Raw genomic sequence first — 23,735 nt, 5'->3', positions numbered from 1 at the left:
AACGGCCAGATCGAACCGAACGGTTCAGTATTATTACTTTAGAGAGATGTCATGTCCTCGAACGCGCCCACCACTGCCGAAGTCCGCCCCTTCCCCAATGCCAAGGTCGCTCCGGCGACGGAAGCACCGGAAATTCCCGTCCTGCCGGTGGCACCGCCGCCTGCAGCCGAAGCTCCGGCCAAGAAGAAGCGCTCGGTGCGCTCCTTCCTGCTGCCGATCATCGGCCTTGCCCTGCTGAGCGGCGGCGCCTGGTACGGCTATGACTACTGGACCACGGGCCGTTTCATGATCTCGACCGACGACGCCTATGTCCAGGCCGACATGGCTTTCGTCTCGCCCAAGATTTCCGGCTATGTCGACCAGGTCAAGGTCAGCGAGAACCAGCTGGTCAAGGCCGGCGACCCGCTGCTGACGATCGATGATGGCGACTACAAGATCGCTGTCGCCCAGACCGAAGCGCAGATCGCCACGCTGGCGAAGACGCTCGACCGCATCGATGCGCAGACCAAGGCCGCGCAGGCTTCCCTGCAGCAGGCCCAGGCGCAGAAGGTCGCCGACCAGGCCGCGGCCGACAATGCCGCCCGCGCCCAGCAGCGCGCCGCGCAACTGGTCAAGACGCATGTCGGCACGCAGGCGCAGTTGGACGACGCCCAGACCGCGCTCGACCAGGCCAATGCCGCGCTGGTCGGTGCCGATGCGCAGATCGCCGCCGCACAGGCCAATATCGGCGTGTTCGAGGCGCAGCGCGCCGAGTCGGCGAGCACGCTCGCTTCGCTGCAGCTGAGCCGCGACAAGGCCGCGCGCGACCTTTCCTTCACCGTGCTCAAGGCGCCCTATGACGGCGTCGTCGGCAACCGCTCGGTCGAGCAGGGCGACCTCGTCAGCCCTGGCCAGAAGCTCGCCGTCGTCGTGCCGCTGGACAAGCTCTACATCGTCGCCAACTTCAAGGAGACGCAACTTGCCCGGCTGGTTCCCGGCGAAAAGGTCAACATCTCGGTCGACGCCATCGACGGCCACCCCATCCAGGGAACCGTCTCGTCGCTCGCCCCGGCTTCAGGCGCGGTCTTCTCGCTGTTGCCGCCGGAAAACGCCACCGGCAACTTCACCAAGGTGGTGCAGCGCGTCCCGGTCCGCATCGACGTCCCGGCCGATGCCCTGAAGACCGGCAAGCTGCGCGCTGGCTTGAGCGTTGTCGTCAACGTTGACAGCCGCACCGCACCTGCCGCCACGACCAACTAAGCGCTTTTCGGAGGGCGGCTCGGTGGCTGATTAAGCACCGGGCCGCCCGGCCTGCCTCAAGGAGGCCCACGCAATGGCTACCGCCACCATCACCGCAGGAGCGCCGCCGACACGGCCGGCGGTCCCCGACACCATCTCCACACGCCGTGTCATCGCCTTCCTGGCGATGGTCTTTGGCATGTTCATGGCGATCCTGGACATCCAGATCGTCTCGGCCTCGCTGGCCGAGATCCAGGCGGGCCTCAGCGCCAGCTCCGATGAAATTCCGTGGGTGCAGACGGCCTATCTGATCGCCGAAGTGGTGATGATCCCGCTGTCGGGCTTCCTCAGCCGCATGCTGTCGACGCGCGTGCTGTTCACCATCGCCGCCGCTGGCTTCACCGCGGCCAGCGCGCTTGCCGCGACCGCCACCAACATCGACCAGATGATCGTCTACCGCGCCGTGCAGGGCTTCATCGGCGGCGGCATGATCCCGAGCGTCTTTGCCGCGGCCTTCACCATCTTCCCACCCTCGAAGCGCGCCATCGTCTCGCCGATGATCGGCCTCGTGGCGACGCTGGCGCCGACCATCGGCCCGACCGTCGGCGGCTATATCAGCCACGCCTTTTCATGGCACTGGCTGTTCCTGGTCAATGTCGTGCCCGGCATTCTGGTGGCGACCGCTGCCTGGTCGCTGATCGATTTCGACAAGCCCAATCTCAAGCTGTTCAACAAGTTCGACTGGTGGGGCCTTGCCGGCATGGCGGCCTTCCTCGGCTGCATGGAGTATGTGCTGGAGGAAGGCCCGAACAATGACTGGCTGCAGGACCAGGGTGTGTTCATCTGCGCCGTCGTCATGACCATCGGCGCGGTGATCTTCTTCTGGCGTGTCTTCACCGCCGAGGAGCCGATCGTCGACCTGCGGGCTTTCAGCAACATCAACTTCGCCTTCGGCTCGCTGTTCTCCTTCGTCATCGGCATAGGCCTCTACGGCCTGACCTATCTCTATCCGGTCTTCCTCGGCCGTATCCGCGGTTACGATTCGATGATGATCGGCGAGGCACTGTTCGTCAGCGGCCTGGCCATGTTCGTCACCGCGCCGATCTCCGGCATCCTGTCGAGCAAGATGGATTTGCGGCTGATGATGATGATCGGCTTCTTCGGCTTCGCCACCGGCACCTGGTGGATGACGCATCTGACCGCCGACTGGGATTTCTACGAGCTGCTTATCCCGCAGATCCTGCGCGGCTGTTCGATGATGCTGTGCATGGTGCCGATCAACAACATCGCGCTCGGCACCTTGCCGCCCGACCGGTTGAAGAACGCGTCCGGCCTGTTCAACCTCACCCGCAACCTCGGCGGTGCGGTCGGCCTTGCGCTCATCAACACCGTGCTGATCGACCGCAACGCCTTCCACTATGCAAGGCTCGCCGAGCATGTGCAGTGGGGCAGTGCCGCCGCGCAGACCAAGCTGCAGAACATGACGCTGAATTTCGAGCAAACCACGGGCCTCGATGCCGCCAGTGCGGCGATCTCCAAGCTGTCGGGCATGGTCCAGCAACAGGCGGCGCTGCTGTCCTTCATGGATGTGTTCTACATGCTGACGGTGCTGTTCGCGACGCTCGGCCTGTTCACCATGCTGATCAACAAGCCGGCCGCACCTGGTGGCGGCGGCGGCGGCGGGCACTGACAGGAGAACCACACGCGGCGGTTTCGGGAAGCTCCTCCAGTCCACGCCCGAAAAGCTCTGACCGCGCAAAAAACTCCGGGCCGCAAGACCCGGAGTTTTCGTTTCCGGTAGAATTTCGTCAGGCCGTGGCAGGCTTGAAGGTCAGCGCCACGCCATTGATGCAGTGGCGCAAGCCGGTCGGCGCCGGGCCATCGTCGAAGACATGGCCGAGATGGCCGCCGCAGCGGCGGCAATGCACCTCGGTGCGGGTCATGCCGAGCGACCTGTCCTCGGTCTTGCCGATGCCATTGGCGATCTCCTGCCAGAAGCTCGGCCAGCCGGTGCCGGAATCGAACTTCGTCTCCGAGGGATAGACCGGCAGGTCGCAGCCGGCGCAGGCAAAAATGCCCTTGCGGTGCTCGTTCAGCAGCGGGCTGGTGCCGGGATACTCCGTGCCTTGCTTGCGCAGCACGTCGAACGCGGCGGGCGACAGGATCGCTTTCCATTCGTCGTCGGTCTTGGTGACCTCGAATTTCTCGGCGGCCTGTGCCGCCTGCGGGCTGCCCATGCGCAGCATGGTTGCCGCTGCCCCGACGACGCCGATGGCGGCGGCACCGCTCAAAAGAAAGTCGCGACGGTTCATGACCAGTTCCTCCGGTTGTTCTTTTTGCCAAACTATACCGCCACGCAGACGTCAAAAGCCAGTGACGGTGGTCCTCAACGACACTCCGCGCCGGTCCACGGTTGACTGTGGGCGGCGCGGAAGCACGCGTGTCGTTTGCAGGTCGCGGGAGCGAGATTATGCAACCGACGGAGGGCTCTTGCTGCAGGTTCGTCGCTGCAAGCCCTTTGTTACATTCCAGGGCCGATCACATCTTCGGGAGCAAAACCTTGTCGATGACGTGGATGACGCCGTTGGACTGCTCGACATCGGCGATCGTCACATTGGCGACGTTGCCGTTCTCGTCGGTGACGGTGACCTTGCCGCCCTCGGCTTTCAGCGACAGCTCGCAGCCGCCGACCGTCTTGACCTTGTGCGTGCCGCCGTCAGCCTTGGCCATCGAGGCGACATCCGCCGCCATCGCCTTGGCGCCGATGACATGGCAGGCCAGGATCTTGGTGAGCTTGTCCTTGTTCTCGGGCTTGAGCAGCGTGTCGACCGTGCCGGCCGGAAGTGCCGCGAAGGCCTCGTTGGTCGGCGCGAACACGGTGAACGGACCGGCGCCCTGCAGGGTCTCGACCAGGCCGGCCGCCTTGACGGCGGCGACCAGCGTCGTATGGTCCTTCGAATTGACGGCGTTCTCGACGATGTTCTTCTGGGCATACATGGCGGCGCCGCCGACCATCGGGTTTTCGGCATAGGCAGCGGTGGCAAGCGCGGAAACGGCGATCGTACCGGCGAGCAAAAGGGTGGCGAATCTACGCATGATGTTCAAACTCCTCGGGTTTCTCTTCCCATTTTTGGGAACGCGAGGAGATACGGAGCACAAGCGTATGAGTTTCAGAATATTTTTGGATTTTTAATTTTATCGCTTGGACGAAGAGATTTATCCGGCGCAACGGTTTGCCGGCTCGCGCGGTTATTTAGACATGCGTGACATAAGATAGATTTGGATTATTCTGGCAACGGGTTCGCGGTGAGGAGAATCCGGTCAGATGCCCTTCAGATCGCCCGCGGCAACCACCGGCCCGGTCGGTTGCCCGGTCGGCGAACCGCCTGAAGGCTCCAGGCTGACAGCCAGCACCGCGCCCTGCGCCAGCTTCTGCTGCGTGGCGGGCGAGACCCCGATATGCGCGGTCGCGCCGGCAGGGATGACGCCCATCGAGACCGGGGCGTTCTTGCCCTCGATCATCCAAAGTTCGAAGTCCTTGCCGGAAGCGAGCGTGCCGGAAACGTGTGAAAGGCTGACCTCATGCCGCTCGGAATCATAGACGGCGAGATATTTTACATCGCTGCCGTCGGCGGCCAGCGAGGCGACAAGCCGCTCCTGCGGTTGTTCAGCCGGCCGATTGACATAGGGCACGGCGACATAGAGAGCCAGAGCAGCAACAGCCGCGACGGCAAGGCCGCGCCAGAAGGCGAGGCTGGACCAAATTCCGGCGCTTGGTGCGGCAGAGGTTTGAGCGGTGCTCGAGAACAGCCGGCGATCGACAGCCACCTTCACGGAAGGCGGCGGCTCGACCTCCGCATAGGCGGCGGCCAGCGGCGAGAGGTGCACTTCCCAGCCATCGACGAGCCGCGCGAAATCGGTCTCGGTATCGATGCGCCTGGATGCGATCTGCCGCTCTTCCACCGGCAGAACGCCGAGAACGTATTCGGCGGCGAACAGGTCGTCGCCTCCACGTTCCGGTCCATTGTCCTCTGCCAGTGTCATCTTTCCAGACATTCTCTAAGTTTCATCAGGCTGCGGCGCAGCCAGGTACGCATCGTGTTCAGCGGCACGCCGTGGCGTTCCGCCAGTTCGGCATAACTTTCGCCCTTGAGATAAGCGCCCCGGACGGCCGCCGCCCGGTCCTTCTCCAGCTCTTCGAGACAATGATGGATGCGCTCGGATTCGTCGCCCGCCACCACCATCGCTTCAGGTCCCGGTGCCGGATCGGCCACGTCGAGCGCGGCGTCGATATCGGCGGCGGGCTTGCGCCGCGCCCTGACGCGATCGATCGCGTGGTTGCGTGCGATTGCCACCAGCCAGGAGATCGGGCTCAGATCGGAGACAGCAAAACGATCCGCCTTCGTCCATATCTTGACGAAGACTTCCTGCAGCGCTTCTTCAGCATCTCCCCGGTCGTTCAATACACGAAGGCATACGCCGAAAAGTTTCGCGCTGGTCTGCCGGTAGAGCAGATCGAACGCTGCCCGATCCTTCATCGAAGTCCGGACGATCAGCTTGGTGATGTCCTGCGGCGTCATGCGGGTCAAATTAGGCGATTACGTTGTATTTGCAACGCCGGAAATATTCTGTGCGCCTAAAGTTCCGGCCTACGGGCGCAGGCTTCGATTGCCAAGGGAATCGCCGCTGGCTAGCTTGGCGGGAGTGGGGAGCGCGCCATGTCGGTCGAACGGATCCTGTGGGAAGAAGACGCAACCGGCCTCGCCGGTCTGGTGCGCAAGGGCGAGGTCTCACCGGTCGAATTGATCGAAGCGGCGATCGCGCGCGCCGAGGCCACAAGGCCTGAAATCAATGCCACGGCCGAGCCGCTCTATGAGGCCGCACGGGCCAGGGCGAAAACCGTCGACCGCTCGCTGCCGCTGGCCGGCGTGCCCTTTGCCATCAAGGACCTCGGCATCGCCATCAAGGGTGTCCCGTCGCATGGCGGCAGCCGTATTCCCGCCTCCGTGCCCGACGTCAATTCGGTGATGACCGACCGCTACCTCGCCGCCGGGCTGATCCCGATCGTCACCTCGACGTCGCCGGAACACGGGCTGCGGCTGATGACCGAATCCAAGGCCTTCGGCATCACTCGCAATCCCTGGAACACTGGCCACACCAGCGGTGGCTCGTCGGGTGGTTCGGCAGCCCTGGTCGCCGCCGGCGTGGTGCCGGTGGCGCATGCCTCGGATGGCGGCGGCTCGATCCGCGTGCCTTCCGCCTGCACCGGGCTGGTCGGCCTCAAGACCTCGCGCGGCCGCATCCCGCTGACACCACTGGTCAGCGAAAGCTGGTACGGCATGGTGGTCGACCATGCCGTCACCCGCTCGGTGCGCGATTGCGCTTTGCTGCTCGACCTCACCCACGGCCCTGACACCTTGTCGCCCTACGCGGCACTGCCGCCGAAGGGCACGTTCGCCGCTGCCGCCGCGCGCGACCCCGGCAAGCTCAGCCTCGCCGTCTACCGCAAGTCGCCGCTTGGCCTGCCGATCTCGGCCGAAACAATGAAAGCACTGGACATCGCGGTGGGACTTGCGCGCGAGGGCGGCCACACCGTCGAGGACATCGACCTGCCCTTCATCGGCCGCGATTTCCTGGCCGACTTCTGCCGGACGGTTGCTTCCGCAGTCGCGGGCATGCTGCGCGCGGAAGCGCTGCGTGTCGGCCGTTCCGTTACCGGCGATGTCGAGCGCGCCACGCGGGTGCTCGGCCGGTTGGGTGAAATGCTCTCGGCCGGCGAGATCTATGCCAGCCTGCAGCGGCTGCATGCCGTCTCGCGGCGGATGATCGAAGAGACCGCGCAGTATGATGCCGTGCTGATGCCTGTCATAGCGCACCCGCCGCTCGCCTGCGGCGCCATGGATCCGAAAGGCGCCGATGAGCTGATCGAAAACCTGCTCGACAAGCTTCACCTCACACCTTTGCTGAAACTGAAACCCTTGTTCGGCCAGCTGATGGACAAGAGCCTTCTGTTCACCCATTGGCCGGCGATCCACAATGTCAGCGGCCAGCCGTCGATCGCGATGCCCGTCTATGTCACCGACGCCGGCCTGCCGCTGGGCATCCAGGCCGCCGGCCGCCCGGGCGATGAGGAGACGCTTTTGTCCTTCGCCGCGCAGATGGAGAAGATCTCGGGCTGGCTCGGCCGCAGGGCTCCCTTGATGGTTCCTTCGCGATGACGACGTCGTGAGACATTTGAATATGACAGCAATGCCATTTGCGGCCCGGGCCAATTCCCGCTAAGACGCCGCCGTCTTACACCTACATCCAGGGAACCGCCCCGATGACGGACATCGCCGCCACCGCCGAAATGCAGGCCGCCCTGCTGTCGCGCGCACTGCCCTACATGCAGCGCTACGAACACAAGACCGTCGTGGTGAAATATGGCGGCCACGCCATGGGCGACATCGAGCTCGGCAAGGCTTTTGCGCGCGACATCGCGCTGTTGAAACAGTCCGGCGTCAACCCGATCGTCGTCCACGGCGGCGGGCCGCAGATCGGCGCCATGCTGGCCAAGATGGGCATCGAATCCAAATTCGAGGGTGGCCTGCGCGTCACCGACCAGAAGACGGTCGAGATCGTCGAAATGGTGCTGGCCGGTTCGATCAACAAGGAGATCGTGGCGCTGATCAACGCCGAGGGCGAATGGGCGATCGGCCTGTGCGGCAAGGACGGCAACATGGTCTTCGCCGAAAAGGCGCGCAAGACCATGATCGACCCCGATTCCAACATCGAGCGCGTCCTCGATCTCGGCTTCGTCGGCGAGCCGGTCGAGGTCGACCGCACGCTGCTCGACCTTCTGGCGCGCTCCGAGATGATCCCGGTGCTTGCGCCAGTGGCGCCCGGCCGCGACGGCCACACCTACAACATCAACGCCGACACTTTCGCCGGCGCCATCGCCGGCGCTTGCAAGGCCTCGCGCCTGCTGTTCCTCACCGACGTGCCCGGCGTGCTCGACAAGAACAAGAAGCTGATCGACGAGCTGACCGTCGCCGAGGCCAGGGCGCTGATCAAGGACGGCACGGTCTCGGGCGGCATGATCCCCAAGGTCGAGACCTGCATCGAAGCGATCGAGCGTGGCGTCGAAGGCGTCGTCATCCTCAATGGCAAGACGCCGCATGCGGTGCTGCTCGAGCTCTTCACCGAACACGGCGCCGGCACGCTGATCGTGCCGTAACAGACTGTCAGCCGGCTAATCTTTTATCCGGCAGTCCGAGATTTGCGGTGGTGGAAAGCTCCGGCTTTTTCGCCGGTCGCCGAACAGCCATCGATTCCTCTTCCGCGTCCTGCGGCGCGCCCCAGAATTCGGCAAGCGTCGGCCCGTCCTTCACACGGCCATCTTGGGCCAGAAACCCCCAGACCTCGCGGAACCAGACCCGGCGGCCCATTTTGGTGTACCAGCGCATCGAATGCCGCTGTTCGGGGTCAGGGTGGAACAGGATGCGCGCCAGCGCCTTTGGCCGCGACTGCACCGCCACCTCGATCAGCTTGACGCTGAAGAACAGCATCCACGGCTTCAGCCGCGTCATCTGCAGCACCTGGTGCTTGTAGTCCCACAGCCGGGCATCCTTCTGGATGACCTTGCGGTCGCGGGCGATGCGGAAGAACGGCGTCCAGCGATGCGGCGTCACGTAGAGCGCCTGGATCTGGTCGGGGTCGTAAGCGATCAGCTGGCGAAAGCCGCGCCACAGGTCGCGAAGCCCCTCATCCTCGAAGCCGGCCACCCAGGTCGCCATCGACAATATGCCGTGCTTTCGCAACAGCCTGATCGCCTCGCGGTCGGATGAGGTGCTGCCGCCCTTGCGGATCAATTGAAGCGTCTGCTCGTCGGTGTTTTCCATGCCGAGCAGCCAGCGGATAACGCCCGCCTTGCGGTAGAGATGCAGGATGTCGGCATCGCGCACGATGTCGTCGGCGCGGGTCGAACCGACGATCAGCACCGGTACGTTCTCGGCGATCAGCGCGTCGAGAAAGGCGCGCCAGGCCTTCTTCGAAACCGTCGGGTTCTCGTCGGCGAGATTGATCAACTCGACGCCATGTTGGCGGTGCAGCCAGGCGATCTCCTGCGCGAACTTTTTGGGGTCACGATGCCGCCAGCGGGTCCAGAAACCGCGCTGACCGCAATAATTGCACAGATGCGGACAGCCGCGCGAGAACTGCATCACCACGGCGCGCTTGCCGCCCCAATAACTATATCGGCTGTGGTCGATCAGCTCCCAGCCGACGCGGTAGGCGTCGAGCTCGGCGATCGTCATGGCCGCCTGCGTGGCGAAGGGCCGGCGCAGATCGTCGCGGAATGCGATGCCGGCAACGCTCGCCGGTGGCTGATGCATTTCCAGCGCCTCGACCAGCGCCACCACGGTGGCCTCGCCCTCGCCGCGCACGATGAAGTCGAAGACATCGGTCGCCGCCAGTATGTCGCGCCAGTGATAGGTCGGGAAGACGCCGCCATAGATGACGATGGTCGCCGGTTCGCGCCGCTGGATCATTTCTGCGATCAGCAAGGCGGTCGGGTGCGCCGAGGTCGAGCCGGAATGGCCGATCAGGACGAAGTCCGGAAAGTCATGCAGAGCGTCGCGCACCGCGCTGTCTAGCGGCATCGGCCCAAATTCTGCATCGACCAGCCGCACCTGATGGCCGGCATCGATCAGCGGGCCACCGATCGCCAGCAGGCCAAGCGGCGGCAAATGATCGTCCGGCACCCGGCTGCCGATGGCGGTGTGCGGCGGATTGATCAGGACGATTTTCATGGCGGACCTCATGGAGAGATGGTCCGCATATGCTGGTTGGCGATATAGCCGCCCGATTGGCCCGTTTCAGCAGTTTGCGTGCAGCTTTTCCGCAGGAATGAGGAAGGCTGGCATCACCGCCTGAGATGCGCGAGCGGCACGTGGCCGGGCCCCTTGATGTTCTGCAGCACCAGCTGCGTGTGGACGTCGCGCACGCCGTCGAGCCGCATCAGCCGGTGCATGACGAAGGCGTTGAGCTCGTCGACCGACGGCACCATGACATGCAGCAGGAAGTCGTGGTCGCCGGTCATCGTCCAGCACGACGACACCTCGTCCATGCGCTGCACCGCGGCAATGAAGCTTTCGGGCGAGCCATCGCTGTGGCTGACCAGGCGAACCTGGATGAACACCTCGACCATCAGGCCGACCGCGCGGCGGCTGATCACCGCGGCAAAGCCCTTGATGATGCCGGCATCCTGCAGCGCTTCGAAGCGCCGCGCGCATGGCGTCGTCGACAGGCCGATCTCTTGCGCCAGCTCGGAGACGGGCTTGCGGCCGTCGCGTTGCAGCACATCGAGCATCTTGATCTCGAAATCGTCGAATTGAGGCATTTTCACTCCCATAGTGCGAATTGCGAGTGAATGTTATCCCGAATCTCGCAAGCGAACCATCATCAAAACCAAATTGCCTCGGCAAATCCGGTTACTCTTTGACCACGTCTGCCATTGCCGATTTGCGAGGAGAACAACCATGACGACGATGAGCGTTGCCGAATATGCCCGCGACTGCGCGGCGCAAGGCTTGCGCGGCGACTATTCGGTCTGCCGTGCCGATTTCACCGTGGCGCAGGGCTACGACTACAGCGCCGAGGAACAGGCGGTGTGGCGCACTCTGTGCGACCGCCAGACCAAGCTGACGCGCAAGCTCGCCCACCACTCCTATCTCGACGGTGTCGAAAAACTTGGCCTGCTCGACCGCATCCCCGATTTCGCTGATATCAGTGCCAAGCTGCGCAAACTGACCGGCTGGGAGATCGTCGCCGTGCCGGGTCTCATCCCGGCCGCGCCCTTCTTCGATCATCTCGCCAACCGCCGCTTCCCGGTCACCAACTGGCTGCGCACCAGGCAGGAGCTCGACTACATCGTCGAGCCCGACATGTTCCACGATTTCTTCGGACACGTGCCGGTGCTGTCGCAGCCGGTGTTCGCCGACTTCATGCAGATGTATGGCAAGAAGGCCGGCGACATCATCGCGCTCGGCGGTGACGAGATGATCACCCGGCTCTACTGGTACACGGCCGAGTATGGCCTGATGCAGGAGGCTGGCCAGCCGCTGAAGGCCTTCGGCGCCGGCCTGATGTCGTCCTTCACCGAGTTGCAGTTCGCTGTCGACAGCAAGGACGCCCATCATGTGGCCTTCGACCTCGAAACGGTCATGCGCACCGGCTACGAGATCGACAAGTTCCAGCGCGCCTATTTCGTGCTGCCGTCCTTCGACGCCTTGCGCGATGCCTTCCAGACCGCCGATTTCGAGGCGATCGTCGCCCGCCGCAAGGGCCAGCCGGCGCTCGACCCGGCGACGGTCTGACGCATCTCGCCCAAAAACCTAAGGCGCGTCGCATGAATCCATTTCAATGCGACGCGACTTAGACGCTTTGATCCCGCTGGGCTATTGCATGGCGGCGGGGTTCATCCACAGGAACTCCCAGACGTAGCCGTCAGGGTCTTCGATGTGGCGGTTGAACATGAAACCGAGATCCTGCGCTGGATTGGGATCAGCGCGGCCGCCTGCCGCCACGCCCTTCTCGATTACGGCATTGACCTCGTCCTTGCTGTCGGTGGTGAGCGCGATCAGCATCTGGCTGTCACGCTTGGGGTCGCCGATCTGCCGCGCTGTGAACTGGCCGTAATGCTGGTGCGTCAGCAACATGACCCCAATGGAGTCCGAGAACATGATCGAGCTGGCCTGGTCGTTCGAGAACTGCGGATTCAGTGTGCCGCCGATCGCGAGATAGAAGTTGGTCGCTGCCTGCAGATCGCGCACCGGTAGATTGACGAAAATCATTTTGCTCATCGGTTTAACCCCTGCTTTCGTTGACGGGTACTAGTCAGTCTAGTACTGTTGTTGTGACTATCATGCGGGAACGGTACCGTCTAGTACTTGTCAGGAGAATTCCATGGAAATCGACGGTGAGACCAGATCAGCACGCAAGGACCGTGAAATCATCCAGGCGGCCACGGCGGCGTTCATAGGCAAGGGTTATGATGGAACCAGTATGGAAGAAATCGCCACCAAGGCGGGAGCTTCCAAGCAGACCGTCTACAAGCATTTTACCGACAAGGAGACGCTTTTCGGCGAAGTCGTTCTGGCAACCGCTACCCAGGCCAACGACATCATCGAGGCCGTGACGACACTGCTTTCCGAGGCGAAATTCATGGAGGGTGGCCTGCAGGAGCTGGCTCGATGTTTGATAACGACACTCATGGATGAAGAGCTGTTGAAGCTACGGCGCTTGATTATCGCCAACGCGGATCGAATGCCGCAGCTTGGCCGCAGTTGGTACGAAAAGGGTTTTGAGCGCATGCTTGCCTCGATGGCGTCCTGCTTTCAGAAGCTCACCGATCGAGGGCTGGTACAAACCCGTGACCCGTATCTGGCAGCCAGCCATTTTTTTGGAATGCTTCTTTGGATCCCGATGAATGAAGCCATGTTCACCGGAAGCAACCGGCGCTCCAAGGCCGAACTTGAACGGCACGCAGATGCCTCGGTGGAGGCGTTTCTTGTCGCCTATGGGGTCCAGCCGAAATAGTCCCGTTCCCTGCCGACATTTGCGGTAACGCCGCGAACACATCGCGCCCCTATCGCCCGGGGCTGTCCGACCCCTCGGCCTTCAGCCGCGCAAGCTGAGCGCGCTGCAGGTCGAGCGCGGCGTTGACGAAGCGCGATATTGTCGCGAGTTCGGCGTCGCTGAAGGTGGCGATCACCTTTTCGCCCTCCCGCGCGATGGCGCCGTAATAGCGCGCCGACAGCTCCCGCGTCGCCTCGGTCGCCTCGATCACCACCTTGCGCCGGTCCTCGAGACTGCGCGTGCGCGTCAGCAGGCCGCGCGCCTCCAGCCGGTCGATCAGTGCCGTCACCGCCGCCGGCGTCAGCCCGGTCGCGGTTGCTACCGCGCCGGCCGATTGCGGGCCGCCATAGAGCAGCCCGATGCAATGACGCTCGGCCATGTTCAGCCCGAGCCGCATCCCCACCGCCTCGTCATAGGCCTGCGTCGCGTCCTGCCACTGCATGATGGCAAGGCCGATGGCCCTTGTCATCTCGTCACGATTCTTGCTTGACGAATTTATTTCGATCATCTAACTATCAATCCGTCTAACATTTAGATCATTACAGCAATATGCGGCCGCCGCCTGGACAAGGCAAGAGCAGGCCGTCGACAAGGAGTGAAGAAATGAGCTTGATTCAACAACGGCAGCCTCTCTTGAACGAGGACGAGTTCAAATACGCCAAGCTGGCGATGGAATGGTATGGCTGGGGCTCTCCCATCGGCCTCGGCATCCTGCTCGTGGCGCTTGCCGCCGCGGCCGTGCTGGTGCGCATCGCCATCTACGGCTTTTGAGCCTGTTCCAGGCTTCCACCGGCGCCACCAACTGGCGCCGGCGAGGGGACCTTACAAGGAGTTTCTGGCGCGCTGGCGCTGGGACCTCAGACGGAGACCACCTTGCTCAAATGCTCTCCCAGCCGGCAGGCGAGCGCGGTGATCGTCGTCGTCGGGTTGGCTTGACCCGATGTGCAGAACACCGAGGAGCCGCCGACATAGAGATTGTCCATGCCGTGCACCTTGCAGTTGGCGTCCACCACGCTCTTAGTGACGTCGGTGCCCATGCGCGTACCACCCATGTGATGGTGACCCGCGGTCTCCTCGTTGGTCGGATAATCCTCGCCATTGGCAATCCAGTCCATGAGACGAACCCGGCCGAGATCCTTGTCGATGAGTGTTTTGCCGAACAGTTTTAGACCTTCGACAAGCGTGCGGCGTTCGAGTTCCGATTTCTTCCAGTGCAGCTCGATGCGCGGCACGCCGGCATGGTCGACATCGGTCTTCGACAGTTCGATCTGGTTGGACGCCAGCGGCGCCTGTTCCCAGGCGACGTAGAGCTGGGCCGCGCAGCGCAGGTTCTGGCTGAGCTGGTAAGCGACCCATTCGGCCATGTCGGGTGCCGTGCAGGCGAGGTCGGCAATCACATGCTTGACGCCGGCATAGGGTGTCTCGATCAGCCTGATGCCGAAATTCATGATCTGCAGCCGCTCCATCGCGGCAAGCGTCGGCGAGAAGAAGGCCTCGTTGACGGCATCGACCTCGAACTCGCCGTAATCGGCCAGGATGGCATTGCCGCCCTCGAAGGTCGGGTGCTCCATCCAGTAGCGGCCAAGTGCCGTGGCGTTCGGAACGACGCCGCCGTTGGAGCGCTGGTTCGACCACAGAAGCAGCCGCGAATTCTCCAGCCCACCGGTGCAGACGATGAAGTAGTCGGCGCTGAACGAGCCGGCGTCCTGGCCGTTGGACCATAGTTTGGCGCCGGTCACCCGTTTGCCGTCGCCGGCAAGCTCGGTGGCATAGGTGTTGAGCACGACGGCGATGTTGCGGCTCTTGTCGAGTTCGTCGGCGAATTTCTCGGCGAAGCGCACCGCCGGGCTCTTGATCAGCTGCACCCAGCGTATGTCGTCCGAGATCGGGACGTCAGGCCGGAAATCGGGAAGCTCCAGGATATCGTGCACCTCGGGCAGATAGGGCTCAATGTCGGCGCGGCGGATCGGCCAGCCTGTGTCGGGTGCCCACGCCTTCGGTTCGAAATCCTGTTTGTCGAGCACGCGGCACCAGCCGGCCCAGTGGTTGGAGCTGCCGCCCATATACCGCAGCCGGGTGATGTCGAGGTCGAAATAGAAATCGCCGACCGTGGTGCCACGGTAGAAATCCTGCGACTCGTCGCTGAAGTCCCGCGAGCCGGCCTCCAGCACCACGACCGGAATGCCGGCGGCACCCAGCTTGCGGGCAATGGTGGTGCCGGCCGGGCCGGAACCGAGGATGCATACCTTGGGTTTGAAGTTGGCGGCGCGATACGCCTCATAGCTGTCGAAGATCATGCCAGATCGCTCCGCTTCAGGATCCAGCCATTAACCTCGACGATCTCATTCGGGTCGGCCCGTGATGGACCGGCCTGGGCCGCGTCGATCTCGGGCAGCTTGCGGAACACGGGCAGGGCAGGCAGTGCGATCATTGCCCGCACCAGCGTGCGGCGCGACATTTTCTTGAAGAAACTCATGACAGGTCTCTCGGGCAGGGGCTTCGATGCGCGCATGACATTCCCCAAATGGCACACGCATCGTCACAGAGGCCAGTATCGTGCCAAGCGCGGTCTCCAAGCAGTGAAAAGGCGGGCAAGCGGCACAACCGAATGCAAACAGGGTTAGAAATTCCTTAACAGGCCGGGTGTACCGGACTGGCAGCTCACGCTGCCGCGGAAATGTCCGTGTCGAGGATCGTCAGGTTGCGGCCGCGATGCTTGGCCTGGTAGAGGCGCCGGTCCGCGGCGCGCATCAGTTCCGAGACGTTGACGTCCTCGCCGCAGACGGTGCCGCCGATGCTGACGGTCAGCGGAATGGTCCGTTCATCGACCGGCCGGAAGCGGATCAGCTCAACCTCGCGGCGAATGCGCTCGGCGACACGCTTGGCCTCCTGCTCAGTGGCCCCGACCAGGAACGCGCCGAACTCCTCGCCACCGATGCGGCCAAGCACGTCGCCGCTGCGCACGCCGCGCTCGATGGCGCTGGCGATCAGCAGCAGCGCATCGTCGCCGGTCAGGTGGCCGAAACTGTCATTGATCTTCTTGAAATGATCGGCGTCGATGATCAGCAGAGCGCCGCGGTCGGACTTACGCCGCGAGCCGTCCAGCGCGGCAAAGAAACTTTCCCGGTTGAGCATGCCGGTCATGTCATCGCGGCTCGCCTTCTCCGACAGGCGGCGATGCGCCGCGGCAAGCTGGGCGTGCGCCCTGGCCAGTTCGCGGTGCGCGTTTTTCAGCCTGTCGCTCTGCCAGAAGGTGCTGGCGCATGCCACCCATGCGAGCACCAGCGGACAAAGGGTGGAGGTCAGCCAGATCGTTCGGTTGATCGGGAATCCCAGAGCCGGAACGATGATCAACGTCAGGAGAAGAGAGGCGGCGACGGAGGCGAAAGCGATAGCGGCGGATTTCAGAATAATGCTGTTCATCGCAGGCTCCCCACAGGACTGTCTGTGTGCCAGCAAGCCCTGAAGGCCACCTTTCCCGGTTGCATAAAATTTGAATCGTGCGGCCATTTCTGCCACTAAAAGCGCGTGAAAGTTGTGGATAAAGTCTCTTTCAGAATCCCCGTTTCATGCCATAAGGAGCGCATGACCACGCTGCCTGATCCCGCCCGCTTCGCCCATGTCACCGACTGGGTGTTCGACCTCGACAACACGCTCTATCCGCATCATTCAAATCTGTTCTCGCAGATCGACGTCAAGATGACCGCCTATGTCGGGGAACTGCTGGCGCTGCCGCGCGAGGAGGCGCGCAAGCTGCAGAAGGAGCTTTATCTCGAATATGGCACGACGCTGAACGGGCTGATGACGCGCCACGGCATCGATCCCGACGATTTCCTCGAGAAGGTGCATGACATCGACTATTCCTGGCTGGTGCCCGACCCTGTCCTCGGCACCGCCATCCGCCAGCTTCCCGGCCGCAAATTCATCTTCACCAATGGCGACCGCCGGCACGCCGAGCGCACCGCGCGCCAGCTCGGCATCCTCGATCATTTCGACGACATCTTCGATATCGTCGCCGCTGGCCTCAATCCCAAGCCCGCGCGCCAGACCTACGAGAAGTTCGCCGAGTTGCACGCCGTCACCGGCCACAATGCGGTGATGTTCGAGGATCTCGCCCGCAACCTGGAGGTGCCGAAGGCGCTGGGCATGACCACCGTTCTGGTAGTGCCGCGCAACTTCGAGCCGACCTTTGCCGAGATCTGGGAGCGCGACCCCGCGCAGGAAGACGACGTCGACTTCGTCACCGACGATCTGGCGGGGTTTCTGACGGGGATAGTTGCCGGGGAGTAGGGAATTGACGAATTGAAGAACTGACGAATTGGGGAATTGATCCGAAACGCAGAGACCGCGATCCCCTCAATTCCTCAATTCCTCAATTCCTCAATTCCTCAATTCCTCAATTCCTCAATTCCCCAGTTCCTCAGTTCCCCGCCCTACTCCCCTAATTTGTAGAACCGGCTGATAATCCCCCAGGCCTCGTCGGCGGTGTCGACGAAATCGATGATGTCCTGGTCGCCAGGGCTGATCGTGCCTTGCTCTGCGAGGAAGTCGAGGTTGATCGCGCGCTTCCAGAACGACTTGCCGAACAGGATCACCGGCACGCGCTCCATGCGCCCGGTCTGGATCAGGGTCAGCGTCTCGAAGAACTCGTCCATCGTGCCGAAGCCGCCGGGAAACACCGCCACCGCCTTGGCGCGCATGACGAAGTGCATCTTGCGGATGGCGAAATAGTGGAAGTTGAAACACAGCTCCGGCGTCACATAGGCGTTCGGCGCCTGCTCGTGCGGCAGCACGATGTTGAGCCCGATCGACGGCGCGCCGACATCGTCGGCGCCGCGGTTTCCCGCTTCCATCACGCCGGGGCCGCCGCCGGTCACCACGACATATTCGCGATAGTATGAGGCGGCCGACTGCCGCGAGCACAGGCGGGCGAATTTGCGCGCCTCCTCGTAATATTTGCTGTTTTCCTCGAGGTTCTTCTTCTGCGTCTCGTTCTTGGCGGCCCAGGCTTCGCCGCCGGGTTCCGGCAGGCGCGCGCCGCCAAACAGGATCACCGTCGAACGGATGCCGCGCTCGGCCAGGATCATCTCCGGCTTCAAGAGTTCGAGCTGCAGGCGCACTGCGCGCAATTCGCGCCGCGTCATGAAATCGGGGTCGTTCCAGGCAAGCCGGTAGGTCTCGGCCCGCGTCTGCGGCGTGTCCGGCACGCTTTTCGACCGCTCCAGATCCTCGTCCGAATGCGGCAGCGGCGTCCACCCCGCCTTTTCCATAGGTGTCATCAAATTACCCGTCCAAATTCCCTTGACTGCGCCGTCCCGTGACGCAGGTGCGATTGACCCCCATTGAGCCTTAACATAAGCAGGTTCCGCAAACGTGTCCGGCGGTTTTGCGACAAGAACCTGCTACATGCAAAGACCCAAGCAGGCGAAGCATGCCCGGGGTCGCGCGACTTTCGAAACAGGTTAAGGCGCAGCCCCTTAACAGCTTGGTAATGGAGCGAATTCATGTCGAAGCCTGATCTGGCGAGCCTCGAAAAGACCATCGAGAAGGCCTTCGAGGAGCGCGACACGATTTCGACCGCGACCCGCGGCGAAACGCGTGACGCCATCCAGTCGGCGCTCGACCTGCTCGACCGCGGCGCCGCCCGCGTCGCCGAGCGCCAGCCGGACGGCAAGTGGCACGTCAACCAGTGGCTGAAAAAGGCGGTGCTGCTGTCCTTTCGGCTCAACCCGATGGAGATCATCAAGGGCGGCCCGGGCGAGGCCGTGTGGTGGGACAAGGTGCCGTCCAAGTTCGATGGCTGGGGCGCCGTCGATTTCGAGAATGCGGGCTTCCGCGCCGTGCCGGGATCGATCGTGCGTCGCTCGGCCTATGTTGCGCCGGGCGCCGTGCTGATGCCGTCCTTCGTCAATGTCGGCGCCTATGTCGATACCGGCACCATGATCGACACATGGGTCGGGGTCGGCTCCTGCGCCCAGATCGGCAAGAACGTGCATCTGTCGGGCGGCGTCGGCATCGGCGGCGTGCTGGAGCCGATGCAGGCCGGCCCGACCATCATCGAGGACAATTGCTTCATTGGCGCGCGTTCGGAAGTCGTCGAGGGCTGCATCGTGCGCGAAGGCTCGGTGCTCGGCATGGGCGTCTTCATCGGCCAGTCGACCAAGATCGTCGACCGCGCCACCGGTGAGGTCTTCTACGGCGAAGTGCCGCCAAATTCCGTCGTCGTCGCCGGCTCGATGCCCGGCAAGCTGTTTCCAAACAACGAGCCCGGCCCCAGCCTCTACTGCGCCGTCATCGTCAAGCGGGTCGATGCCAAGACCCGCTCCAAGACTTCGATCAACGAATTGCTGCGCGATTGATCTTTCCGCAAAGCGGGCGCACCTTCCGCCGGCGCGACAATCGGTCGCGCTGGTTCAACATGGAGGGGTGACATGGACTGGAAGTATCTGCTGACGAGTTTCGACGGTCGCATCAACCGCGCCAAATTCTGGGCTGGCATTGGCGTGTTCATCGTTATCGGTATCGTCGCCTTCATTCTCGACTCGATCCTTGGCACGCGTTTCACCACAGGCAGCGGCGCCCAGATCGGCATCATCGGCATCCTCTTCGCGCTGGCATCGATCTATTTCGCTATTGCCCTCTATGCCAAACGCTGGCACGACCGCAACAAATCGGGCTGGTGGACGCTGATCGGCCTGGTACCTGTCATCGGCGGCATCTGGCTGCTGGTCGAACTTGGCATCCTGCAAGGCACGAGCGGTGCCAATCAATACGGACCGGACCCGCTTGCCTGACAGTTCAAATCTCACCTGGCTTTTCTTCAAGACATCGGGCCGCGTCAGCCGCGCGGCCTATTTTCTTGGTGGCTTGCTGGTCGCCATCATCCAGGCGTTCCCGCTCTACCGCTTCACGCTGGTGCCGGAAGGCTCGGCCGAGAGCAATATGTGGTCGTTCATCTTCTTCATCGCCTTCATTGCCTCGCTGTGGTCGAACATCGCGCTGGCGGTGAAACGCCTGCACGACCTCGACAAGCCGGGCATTGCCGCGCTGATCCTGTTCGTACCGGTCGTCTCGATCGTCGCCTTTCTTGTGTTGTGCCTGTTTCCAGGGCAGCCTGGACCCAACCGTTATGGCCGACGCACCAACGAGCCGGCGCAACCTGAGGACTGATCGGACATGCGCTACCGCACGCTTGATCCGAAACTGATCATCGACACCGCCGAACGGCTTGAAGAGCGCGTTGCGGAACGGTTTCCCCAGGCCGGGCTGCGCGGCGTCGCCGCCGAACTGGTGTCGCTGTCGCGCGATCTGGCCAAGGCGGCGAAAGGGCTCGAGGAACCGATCTGGTGGCTGCGCGGGCTCATCATCGCCGCCGTCCTCGCCGGTGCGTTGATCTTCCTGTTCGTCGGCACCATCCTGCCGCTCATTCACATCTCCCAGGCCGACGATGCGGTGCAGTCGGTGCAAGGCATCGAGGCCACGATCAACATGATCATCCTCGCCGTGCTCGGCCTGCTGGCGCTGATCCGCACCGAGGAGCGCATCAAGCGCAAGCGGGTGTTTCGCCAATTGCACGGCCTGCGCTCGCTGATCCATGTCATCGACATGCACCAGCTGACCAAGGATCCGGCAGCACTTTCGGCCAATTTCAGGCCGACGGCGCATTCCCCGGCCCGCATCACCAATGCCGCCGATCTGGCGCGCTATCTCGACTATTGCTCCGAAATGCTGTCGATCACCGGCAAGATTGCCGCTCTGTTCGCGCAGTCGGTCAATGACGACGTGGTCATCGATGGCGTCAACGACATCGAGAATTTGAGCTCAAACCTGTCGCGCAAGATCTGGCAGAAGATCACGCTGATCGAGAGGCACCCGGCGGCACAACCTGTTCCGGCGCCAGGCCCGGCGAGCCAAGCCGCGCCGCTTCCGCGGCGCGGACCAAAGCGGTAACGCTTTTCAGGAGCGGCGCCGGCGTCCCCGTCCTTTCGGCGAGGCCGATCACTGCGCCTTGCAGCTCGCCGATTTCCGTCGGCCGGCCGCGTTGCAAATCGTCCCACATCGACGAGCGTGCCTGAGGGTCGATCGCCAGCATGCGCCGCGCCAGCAATTTGAACAGCCAGTCAGGCAGCCGGAGAATTTTCGGCAGCAGCGCCGGCCGCAGCCCGGCGATCCGCGCCGGCTCGATGTCGGAGGCCTTCATCGCCAGCAAGGCCTCGTCGATCTGGCCGGCCAGGATCAGCCGCCAGCGGCGGTCGGCGAGTTCGCTCGCCAGCGGCAGGCCCGACAACGCCACCAGCGCGTTGTTGAGATTCATCAGAAGCTTGCCCCACAGCACGGCCTTCATGTCGCCATGCGTTTCGACCGCCAGCCCTACGACATCGAGAAGACAGGCGACATCGAGAAGGCCGGCAAGGCCGCCGGCCTCGATCATCACCTTGCCGTCGCTGGCACGGTGGACGCGCAGCGGCAGCTCACCGTCCGGCGATTGCACCACATTGAACGGCACCATCCCGGCCAGCACGGGTCGCGGGCCAAGCGCGGCGCGCAGCCTGTCGGCATTGTCGACGCCGTTCTGCAGGCTGACCACCACCGCATCGGGGCGGGCATGGGCGTTGATCAGCGCAGCCATCTCCTGTGTCGCGCCGCTCTTGACGGTGACCAGGATCACATCCGCGTCGGGCAAGGCGGTGGCTGGATCCGTGGTGATCCCGAGCCCGCCCGGCCTGACCAGGCGATCGCGGCCCTCGAGGTCGCTGACGCGCAATCCCCCCTGCCGCAGCGCTGCCTCGATGCGCGGTCGGGCCAGCAGGACAGGCTGCCGCCCGGCAAGCGCCAGGCAGCCGCCGACATAACAGCCAATGCTGCCGGCGCCGGCGATGACGATCCTTTTTTCCCCGTCTGTCATCTCTTAACTCCGCACCGGCCGGACTATACGACATGAAAACCATAATGTTGGCGCCATCGCCTGCCATTGGGCTGGCCCCTATGTCTGGCCGTGACAGGCCTTCCGCTTTCGACTATCGCTTTTGCCATGACGCTGCCGACCGATCCCGCCGCTAACCTCGCCGCCCTTATCCGTTGCCCCTCGGTGACACCAGCCGAAGGCGGCGCGCTGAGCGCGCTGGAAACGATGCTGAAACCGCTCGGCTTCCTGGTCGACCGGCCGGTCTTTTCGGAAGCCGGCACGCCCGACATCGAGAACCTCTATGCAAGGCGGTCCGGCAATGGCCCGCATCTGATGTTCGCCGGCCACACCGATGTCGTGCCGGTCGGCGACGAGGCCGCCTGGACGCATCCGCCTTTCGCCGCCGAGATCGCCAAGGGCGAGATGTATGGCCGCGGCGCCGTCGACATGAAGGGCGGCATTGCCTGTTTCATCGCGGCGATAGCGCGCCATGTCGAGAGCAATGGCGGCCCCAAGGGCTCGGTCTCGCTGCTGATCACCGGCGACGAGGAAGGTCCGGCAATCAACGGCACTGTCAAGCTGCTCGAATGGGCCGCTTCCAGGGGCGAGAAATGGGATGCCTCGATCGTCGGCGAGCCGACCAATCCTGATGCGCTCGGCGACATGATCAAGATCGGCCGTCGCGGCTCGCTCTCCGGTTCAATCACCGTCAATGGCCGCCAGGGCCATGCCGCCTATCCGCAGCTTGCCGACAATCCGGTGCGCGGGCTGATCAGCCTGGTCGACGCCTTACTGCATCCCGTCTTCGATAAGGGAACCAAGGATTTCCAGCCGACCAATCTGGAGGTCACCTCCATCGATGTCGGCAACCCGGCCACAAATGTGATTCCGGCCAAGGCCACAGCGACCTTCAACATCCGCTTCAACGACACCTGGACGGCCGAGACCGTTCAGGCCGAAATCCACAACCGCCTCGACCAGGCGGCGAAGCGCAAGAAGTATCGGCCGGGCAAGAAGATGCCGGTCGACTACGACCTCGTCTGGCGCGACCGGCCAAGCCATGTCTTCCTGACCCGCGACGACAAACTGGTCGACACGCTTGCCGGCTCGATCAAGGCGACGGTCGGCAAGAAACCGGCGCTGTCTACTTCCGGCGGCACCTCGGATGCACGATTCATCAAGGATTACTGCCCGGTGGTCGAGTTCGGCCTGGTCGGCAAGACCATGCATATGGTCGACGAGCGCGTCGCCCTTGCCGATCTCGAAACGCTGACGCGGATCTATCAACGCTTCATCGAAGACTGGTTCGGGCAGGGCTGAGCAGCATGCTTTCGGCGGATGAAACCCAAGCTTCGCTGACCGGTGCCTGGCGGCTGATGCTCGGCAAGGTCGACGGATTGCGCCTGCTTGACCTGTCGGCGGACGGCTTCTGGAATTCCTTCTTCGCCATCGTCGTTGCCGCGCCGGCGCTGATCGTCGGTTGGGTCGGCATCGCCAACGAGATCGGCGATCCCAACGCTTTCGTGGGCCGTTTCGGCATGCTGTTGCGCCTGGCAACGGTCGATATCGGCTCCTGGGTGCTGCCGCTGGTCGTGTTCGCTGTGGTCGCGCCGCGCGCCGGCATTGGCGGCCGCTTCGTCCACTATGTCGTTGCCAGCAACTGGGCCTCCGCCATCACCGCCTGGCTGATGCTGCCCTCGGCGCTGATCAGACTTTTCCTTTCGTCCGCGAGCCAGATATCGAGCCTTGTGTCTCTGCTCTTGTTTGCCCTGTCGATGGCGCTGACCTGGCGCATGACCAACGCCACGATCGGCAAGGGCGCGGCGATCGGAACCGCCGTTTTCGTCGGCATGTTCATCGCTTCGTTGCTGGTGCTGTTTGGGCTGCAGATGCTGCTTGGCATCTCCGTGCCGGACGATGTCGGGGCTCAGAGCCTTTCCGGACTCGTCCCGGGATAGAGCTTACCGGGCTCGGAATAGAGCCTCCCGGCTCTATC

The 23,735-nt window shown here is 63.3% G+C and carries 27 protein-coding genes; 14 read left to right on the top strand and 13 right to left on the bottom strand.

Annotation, left to right across the window (positions count from 1 at the left end):
- Window positions 1–51: 51 nt before the first annotated feature.
- Entirely contained in the window at window positions 52–1,239 is a 1,188-nt protein-coding gene (locus CKW40_RS32275) for an HlyD family secretion protein (RefSeq protein WP_095203783.1), read from the top strand.
- A gap of 73 nt (window positions 1,240–1,312) precedes the next feature.
- A complete protein-coding gene (locus CKW40_RS32270; RefSeq protein WP_095203782.1) occupies window positions 1,313–2,908 on the top strand; it encodes a DHA2 family efflux MFS transporter permease subunit in 1,596 nt (531 codons plus the stop codon).
- 118 nt (window positions 2,909–3,026) lie between these two features.
- Here CKW40_RS32270 and msrB read toward each other — a convergent pair whose 3' ends face one another.
- The 4 genes from msrB to CKW40_RS32250 form a co-directional block, all read right to left on the bottom strand.
- Window positions 3,027–3,530: a peptide-methionine (R)-S-oxide reductase MsrB gene (msrB, locus tag CKW40_RS32265; protein ID WP_095203781.1), complete on the bottom strand. Its 504-nt coding sequence runs from the start codon at window positions 3,528–3,530 to the stop codon at window positions 3,027–3,029.
- Window positions 3,531–3,756: 226 nt separating this feature from the next.
- The gene (locus CKW40_RS32260; RefSeq protein ID WP_095203819.1) at window positions 3,757–4,314 is read right to left on the bottom strand and encodes a fasciclin domain-containing protein; all 558 of its coding nucleotides are present in this window, start codon (window positions 4,312–4,314) and stop codon (window positions 3,757–3,759) included.
- A gap of 225 nt (window positions 4,315–4,539) precedes the next feature.
- Window positions 4,540–5,262 (bottom strand): anti-sigma factor, encoded by a 723-nt coding sequence (locus CKW40_RS32255; RefSeq protein ID WP_095203780.1) that lies wholly within the window; start codon window positions 5,260–5,262, stop codon window positions 4,540–4,542.
- On the bottom strand, window positions 5,259–5,798 hold the full coding sequence (locus tag CKW40_RS32250) for a sigma-70 family RNA polymerase sigma factor (RefSeq protein ID WP_095203779.1): 540 nt from the start codon (window positions 5,796–5,798) through the stop codon (window positions 5,259–5,261). Before CKW40_RS32250 ends, CKW40_RS32255 begins: the two co-directional genes overlap by 4 nt.
- Before the next feature lie 138 nt (window positions 5,799–5,936).
- Between CKW40_RS32250 and CKW40_RS32245 the strand changes: the two genes are divergently transcribed.
- Both CKW40_RS32245 and argB read left to right on the top strand, forming a co-directional pair.
- The gene (locus CKW40_RS32245) at window positions 5,937–7,436 is read left to right on the top strand and encodes an amidase (RefSeq protein ID WP_095203778.1); all 1,500 of its coding nucleotides are present in this window, start codon (window positions 5,937–5,939) and stop codon (window positions 7,434–7,436) included.
- Window positions 7,437–7,540: 104 nt separating this feature from the next.
- Window positions 7,541–8,434, top strand: coding sequence for an acetylglutamate kinase (argB, locus tag CKW40_RS32240; protein WP_095203777.1), 894 nt, complete (start codon window positions 7,541–7,543; stop codon window positions 8,432–8,434).
- A 7-nt stretch (window positions 8,435–8,441) separates the two neighbouring features.
- Here the strand turns inward: argB and bchE are convergent, their stop codons facing one another.
- The gene (gene bchE / locus CKW40_RS32235; protein WP_095203776.1) at window positions 8,442–10,007 is read right to left on the bottom strand and encodes a magnesium-protoporphyrin IX monomethyl ester anaerobic oxidative cyclase; all 1,566 of its coding nucleotides are present in this window, start codon (window positions 10,005–10,007) and stop codon (window positions 8,442–8,444) included.
- 113 nt (window positions 10,008–10,120) lie between these two features.
- Entirely contained in the window at window positions 10,121–10,597 is a 477-nt protein-coding gene (locus CKW40_RS32230; RefSeq protein WP_023810775.1) for an Lrp/AsnC family transcriptional regulator, read from the bottom strand.
- A 139-nt stretch (window positions 10,598–10,736) separates the two neighbouring features.
- On the opposite strand from CKW40_RS32230, the gene phhA reads away from it, so the two are divergent.
- Window positions 10,737–11,573, top strand: coding sequence for a phenylalanine 4-monooxygenase (gene phhA, locus CKW40_RS32225; protein ID WP_095203775.1), 837 nt, complete (start codon window positions 10,737–10,739; stop codon window positions 11,571–11,573).
- An 81-nt stretch (window positions 11,574–11,654) separates the two neighbouring features.
- Here phhA and CKW40_RS32220 read toward each other — a convergent pair whose 3' ends face one another.
- Window positions 11,655–12,059, bottom strand: a complete 405-nt coding sequence (locus tag CKW40_RS32220; protein ID WP_095203774.1) for a VOC family protein — start codon at window positions 12,057–12,059, stop codon at window positions 11,655–11,657.
- A 103-nt stretch (window positions 12,060–12,162) separates the two neighbouring features.
- Between CKW40_RS32220 and CKW40_RS32215 the strand changes: the two genes are divergently transcribed.
- The gene (locus tag CKW40_RS32215; protein WP_095203773.1) at window positions 12,163–12,795 is read left to right on the top strand and encodes a TetR/AcrR family transcriptional regulator; all 633 of its coding nucleotides are present in this window, start codon (window positions 12,163–12,165) and stop codon (window positions 12,793–12,795) included.
- 49 nt (window positions 12,796–12,844) lie between these two features.
- Here the strand turns inward: CKW40_RS32215 and CKW40_RS32210 are convergent, their stop codons facing one another.
- On the bottom strand, window positions 12,845–13,342 hold the full coding sequence (locus CKW40_RS32210; protein ID WP_095203772.1) for a MarR family winged helix-turn-helix transcriptional regulator: 498 nt from the start codon (window positions 13,340–13,342) through the stop codon (window positions 12,845–12,847).
- A gap of 95 nt (window positions 13,343–13,437) precedes the next feature.
- Between CKW40_RS32210 and CKW40_RS44060 the strand changes: the two genes are divergently transcribed.
- Window positions 13,438–13,605: a hypothetical protein gene (locus CKW40_RS44060; protein WP_179298196.1), complete on the top strand. Its 168-nt coding sequence runs from the start codon at window positions 13,438–13,440 to the stop codon at window positions 13,603–13,605.
- A gap of 86 nt (window positions 13,606–13,691) precedes the next feature.
- Here the strand turns inward: CKW40_RS44060 and CKW40_RS32200 are convergent, their stop codons facing one another.
- The 3 genes from CKW40_RS32200 to CKW40_RS32190 form a co-directional block, all read right to left on the bottom strand.
- Window positions 13,692–15,131 (bottom strand): GMC oxidoreductase, encoded by a 1,440-nt coding sequence (locus tag CKW40_RS32200; protein WP_095203770.1) that lies wholly within the window; start codon window positions 15,129–15,131, stop codon window positions 13,692–13,694.
- Window positions 15,128–15,310, bottom strand: coding sequence for a hypothetical protein (locus CKW40_RS32195; protein WP_095203818.1), 183 nt, complete (start codon window positions 15,308–15,310; stop codon window positions 15,128–15,130). The genes CKW40_RS32200 and CKW40_RS32195 overlap by 4 nt, the downstream gene beginning before the upstream one ends.
- A 185-nt stretch (window positions 15,311–15,495) precedes the next feature.
- Window positions 15,496–16,257 (bottom strand): GGDEF domain-containing protein, encoded by a 762-nt coding sequence (locus CKW40_RS32190; RefSeq protein ID WP_095203769.1) that lies wholly within the window; start codon window positions 16,255–16,257, stop codon window positions 15,496–15,498.
- 162 nt (window positions 16,258–16,419) lie between these two features.
- Between CKW40_RS32190 and CKW40_RS32185 the strand changes: the two genes are divergently transcribed.
- The gene (locus tag CKW40_RS32185) at window positions 16,420–17,124 is read left to right on the top strand and encodes a pyrimidine 5'-nucleotidase (RefSeq protein WP_095203768.1); all 705 of its coding nucleotides are present in this window, start codon (window positions 16,420–16,422) and stop codon (window positions 17,122–17,124) included.
- Between the two features lie 143 nt (window positions 17,125–17,267).
- On the opposite strand, the gene CKW40_RS32180 is transcribed toward CKW40_RS32185, so the two are convergent.
- A complete protein-coding gene (locus CKW40_RS32180; RefSeq protein ID WP_095203767.1) occupies window positions 17,268–18,113 on the bottom strand; it encodes an LOG family protein in 846 nt (281 codons plus the stop codon).
- A gap of 225 nt (window positions 18,114–18,338) precedes the next feature.
- Between CKW40_RS32180 and dapD the strand changes: the two genes are divergently transcribed.
- The 4 genes from dapD (at window position 18,339) to CKW40_RS32160 (ending at window position 20,784) form a co-directional block, all read left to right on the top strand.
- Entirely contained in the window at window positions 18,339–19,193 is an 855-nt protein-coding gene (gene dapD / locus CKW40_RS32175; RefSeq protein ID WP_095203766.1) for a 2,3,4,5-tetrahydropyridine-2,6-dicarboxylate N-succinyltransferase, read from the top strand.
- Between the two features lie 72 nt (window positions 19,194–19,265).
- Window positions 19,266–19,628, top strand: a complete 363-nt coding sequence (locus tag CKW40_RS32170; protein WP_095203765.1) for a DUF805 domain-containing protein — start codon at window positions 19,266–19,268, stop codon at window positions 19,626–19,628.
- Window positions 19,621–20,004, top strand: coding sequence for a DUF805 domain-containing protein (locus tag CKW40_RS32165; protein WP_179298195.1), 384 nt, complete (start codon window positions 19,621–19,623; stop codon window positions 20,002–20,004). Before CKW40_RS32170 ends, CKW40_RS32165 begins: the two co-directional genes overlap by 8 nt.
- A gap of 6 nt (window positions 20,005–20,010) precedes the next feature.
- Window positions 20,011–20,784 carry a hypothetical protein gene (locus CKW40_RS32160; RefSeq protein ID WP_095203764.1) on the top strand — a complete coding sequence of 258 codons (774 nt, stop codon included), beginning with the start codon at window positions 20,011–20,013 and terminating at the stop codon, window positions 20,782–20,784.
- Here the strand turns inward: CKW40_RS32160 and CKW40_RS32155 are convergent.
- Window positions 20,687–21,739: a 2-dehydropantoate 2-reductase gene (locus CKW40_RS32155; RefSeq protein ID WP_095203763.1), complete on the bottom strand. Its 1,053-nt coding sequence runs from the start codon at window positions 21,737–21,739 to the stop codon at window positions 20,687–20,689. The genes CKW40_RS32160 and CKW40_RS32155 overlap by 98 nt on opposite strands.
- Window positions 21,740–21,865: 126 nt before the next feature.
- Between CKW40_RS32155 and dapE the strand changes: the two genes are divergently transcribed.
- Together dapE and CKW40_RS32145 are read left to right on the top strand one after the other, a co-directional pair.
- Window positions 21,866–23,059 carry a succinyl-diaminopimelate desuccinylase gene (gene dapE, locus CKW40_RS32150; RefSeq protein ID WP_095203762.1) on the top strand — a complete coding sequence of 398 codons (1,194 nt, stop codon included), beginning with the start codon at window positions 21,866–21,868 and terminating at the stop codon, window positions 23,057–23,059.
- Window positions 23,060–23,064: 5 nt separating this feature from the next.
- Complete coding sequence (locus CKW40_RS32145; protein WP_095203761.1) at window positions 23,065–23,697, top strand: transporter; 633 nt, start codon at window positions 23,065–23,067, stop codon at window positions 23,695–23,697.
- Window positions 23,698–23,735: the final 38 nt, after the last annotated feature.

Source organism: Mesorhizobium carmichaelinearum (assembly GCF_900199455.1).
Taxonomy (GTDB): domain Bacteria; phylum Pseudomonadota; class Alphaproteobacteria; order Rhizobiales; family Rhizobiaceae; genus Mesorhizobium; species Mesorhizobium carmichaelinearum.
This window is presented reverse-complemented; position numbering and strand designations above follow the sequence as displayed.

Bases quoted from the DNA above. Each gene is read 5' to 3' on its own strand.
- CKW40_RS32275 (WP_095203783.1), top strand. From the start codon at position 52: ATGTCCTCGAACGCGCCCACCACTGCCGAAGTCCGCCCCTTCCCCAAT.
- CKW40_RS32270 (WP_095203782.1), top strand. From the start codon at position 1,313: ATGGCTACCGCCACCATCACCGCAGGAGCGCCGCCGACACGGCCGGCG.
- msrB (WP_095203781.1), bottom strand. From the start codon at position 3,530: ATGAACCGTCGCGACTTTCTTTTGAGCGGTGCCGCCGCCATCGGCGTC.
- CKW40_RS32260 (WP_095203819.1), bottom strand. From the start codon at position 4,314: ATGCGTAGATTCGCCACCCTTTTGCTCGCCGGTACGATCGCCGTTTCC.
- CKW40_RS32255 (WP_095203780.1), bottom strand. From the start codon at position 5,262: ATGACACTGGCAGAGGACAATGGACCGGAACGTGGAGGCGACGACCTG.
- CKW40_RS32250 (WP_095203779.1), bottom strand. From the start codon at position 5,798: ATGACGCCGCAGGACATCACCAAGCTGATCGTCCGGACTTCGATGAAG.
- CKW40_RS32245 (WP_095203778.1), top strand. From the start codon at position 5,937: ATGTCGGTCGAACGGATCCTGTGGGAAGAAGACGCAACCGGCCTCGCC.
- argB (WP_095203777.1), top strand. From the start codon at position 7,541: ATGACGGACATCGCCGCCACCGCCGAAATGCAGGCCGCCCTGCTGTCG.
- bchE (WP_095203776.1), bottom strand. From the start codon at position 10,007: ATGAAAATCGTCCTGATCAATCCGCCGCACACCGCCATCGGCAGCCGG.
- CKW40_RS32230 (WP_023810775.1), bottom strand. From the start codon at position 10,597: ATGCCTCAATTCGACGATTTCGAGATCAAGATGCTCGATGTGCTGCAA.
- phhA (WP_095203775.1), top strand. From the start codon at position 10,737: ATGACGACGATGAGCGTTGCCGAATATGCCCGCGACTGCGCGGCGCAA.
- CKW40_RS32220 (WP_095203774.1), bottom strand. From the start codon at position 12,059: ATGAGCAAAATGATTTTCGTCAATCTACCGGTGCGCGATCTGCAGGCA.
- CKW40_RS32215 (WP_095203773.1), top strand. From the start codon at position 12,163: ATGGAAATCGACGGTGAGACCAGATCAGCACGCAAGGACCGTGAAATC.
- CKW40_RS32210 (WP_095203772.1), bottom strand. From the start codon at position 13,342: ATGATCGAAATAAATTCGTCAAGCAAGAATCGTGACGAGATGACAAGG.
- CKW40_RS44060 (WP_179298196.1), top strand. From the start codon at position 13,438: ATGAGCTTGATTCAACAACGGCAGCCTCTCTTGAACGAGGACGAGTTC.
- CKW40_RS32200 (WP_095203770.1), bottom strand. From the start codon at position 15,131: ATGATCTTCGACAGCTATGAGGCGTATCGCGCCGCCAACTTCAAACCC.
- CKW40_RS32195 (WP_095203818.1), bottom strand. From the start codon at position 15,310: ATGAGTTTCTTCAAGAAAATGTCGCGCCGCACGCTGGTGCGGGCAATG.
- CKW40_RS32190 (WP_095203769.1), bottom strand. From the start codon at position 16,257: ATGAACAGCATTATTCTGAAATCCGCCGCTATCGCTTTCGCCTCCGTC.
- CKW40_RS32185 (WP_095203768.1), top strand. From the start codon at position 16,420: ATGACCACGCTGCCTGATCCCGCCCGCTTCGCCCATGTCACCGACTGG.
- CKW40_RS32180 (WP_095203767.1), bottom strand. From the start codon at position 18,113: ATGACACCTATGGAAAAGGCGGGGTGGACGCCGCTGCCGCATTCGGAC.
- dapD (WP_095203766.1), top strand. From the start codon at position 18,339: ATGTCGAAGCCTGATCTGGCGAGCCTCGAAAAGACCATCGAGAAGGCC.
- CKW40_RS32170 (WP_095203765.1), top strand. From the start codon at position 19,266: ATGGACTGGAAGTATCTGCTGACGAGTTTCGACGGTCGCATCAACCGC.
- CKW40_RS32160 (WP_095203764.1), top strand. From the start codon at position 20,011: ATGCGCTACCGCACGCTTGATCCGAAACTGATCATCGACACCGCCGAA.
- CKW40_RS32155 (WP_095203763.1), bottom strand. From the start codon at position 21,739: ATGACAGACGGGGAAAAAAGGATCGTCATCGCCGGCGCCGGCAGCATT.
- dapE (WP_095203762.1), top strand. From the start codon at position 21,866: ATGACGCTGCCGACCGATCCCGCCGCTAACCTCGCCGCCCTTATCCGT.
- CKW40_RS32145 (WP_095203761.1), top strand. From the start codon at position 23,065: ATGCTTTCGGCGGATGAAACCCAAGCTTCGCTGACCGGTGCCTGGCGG.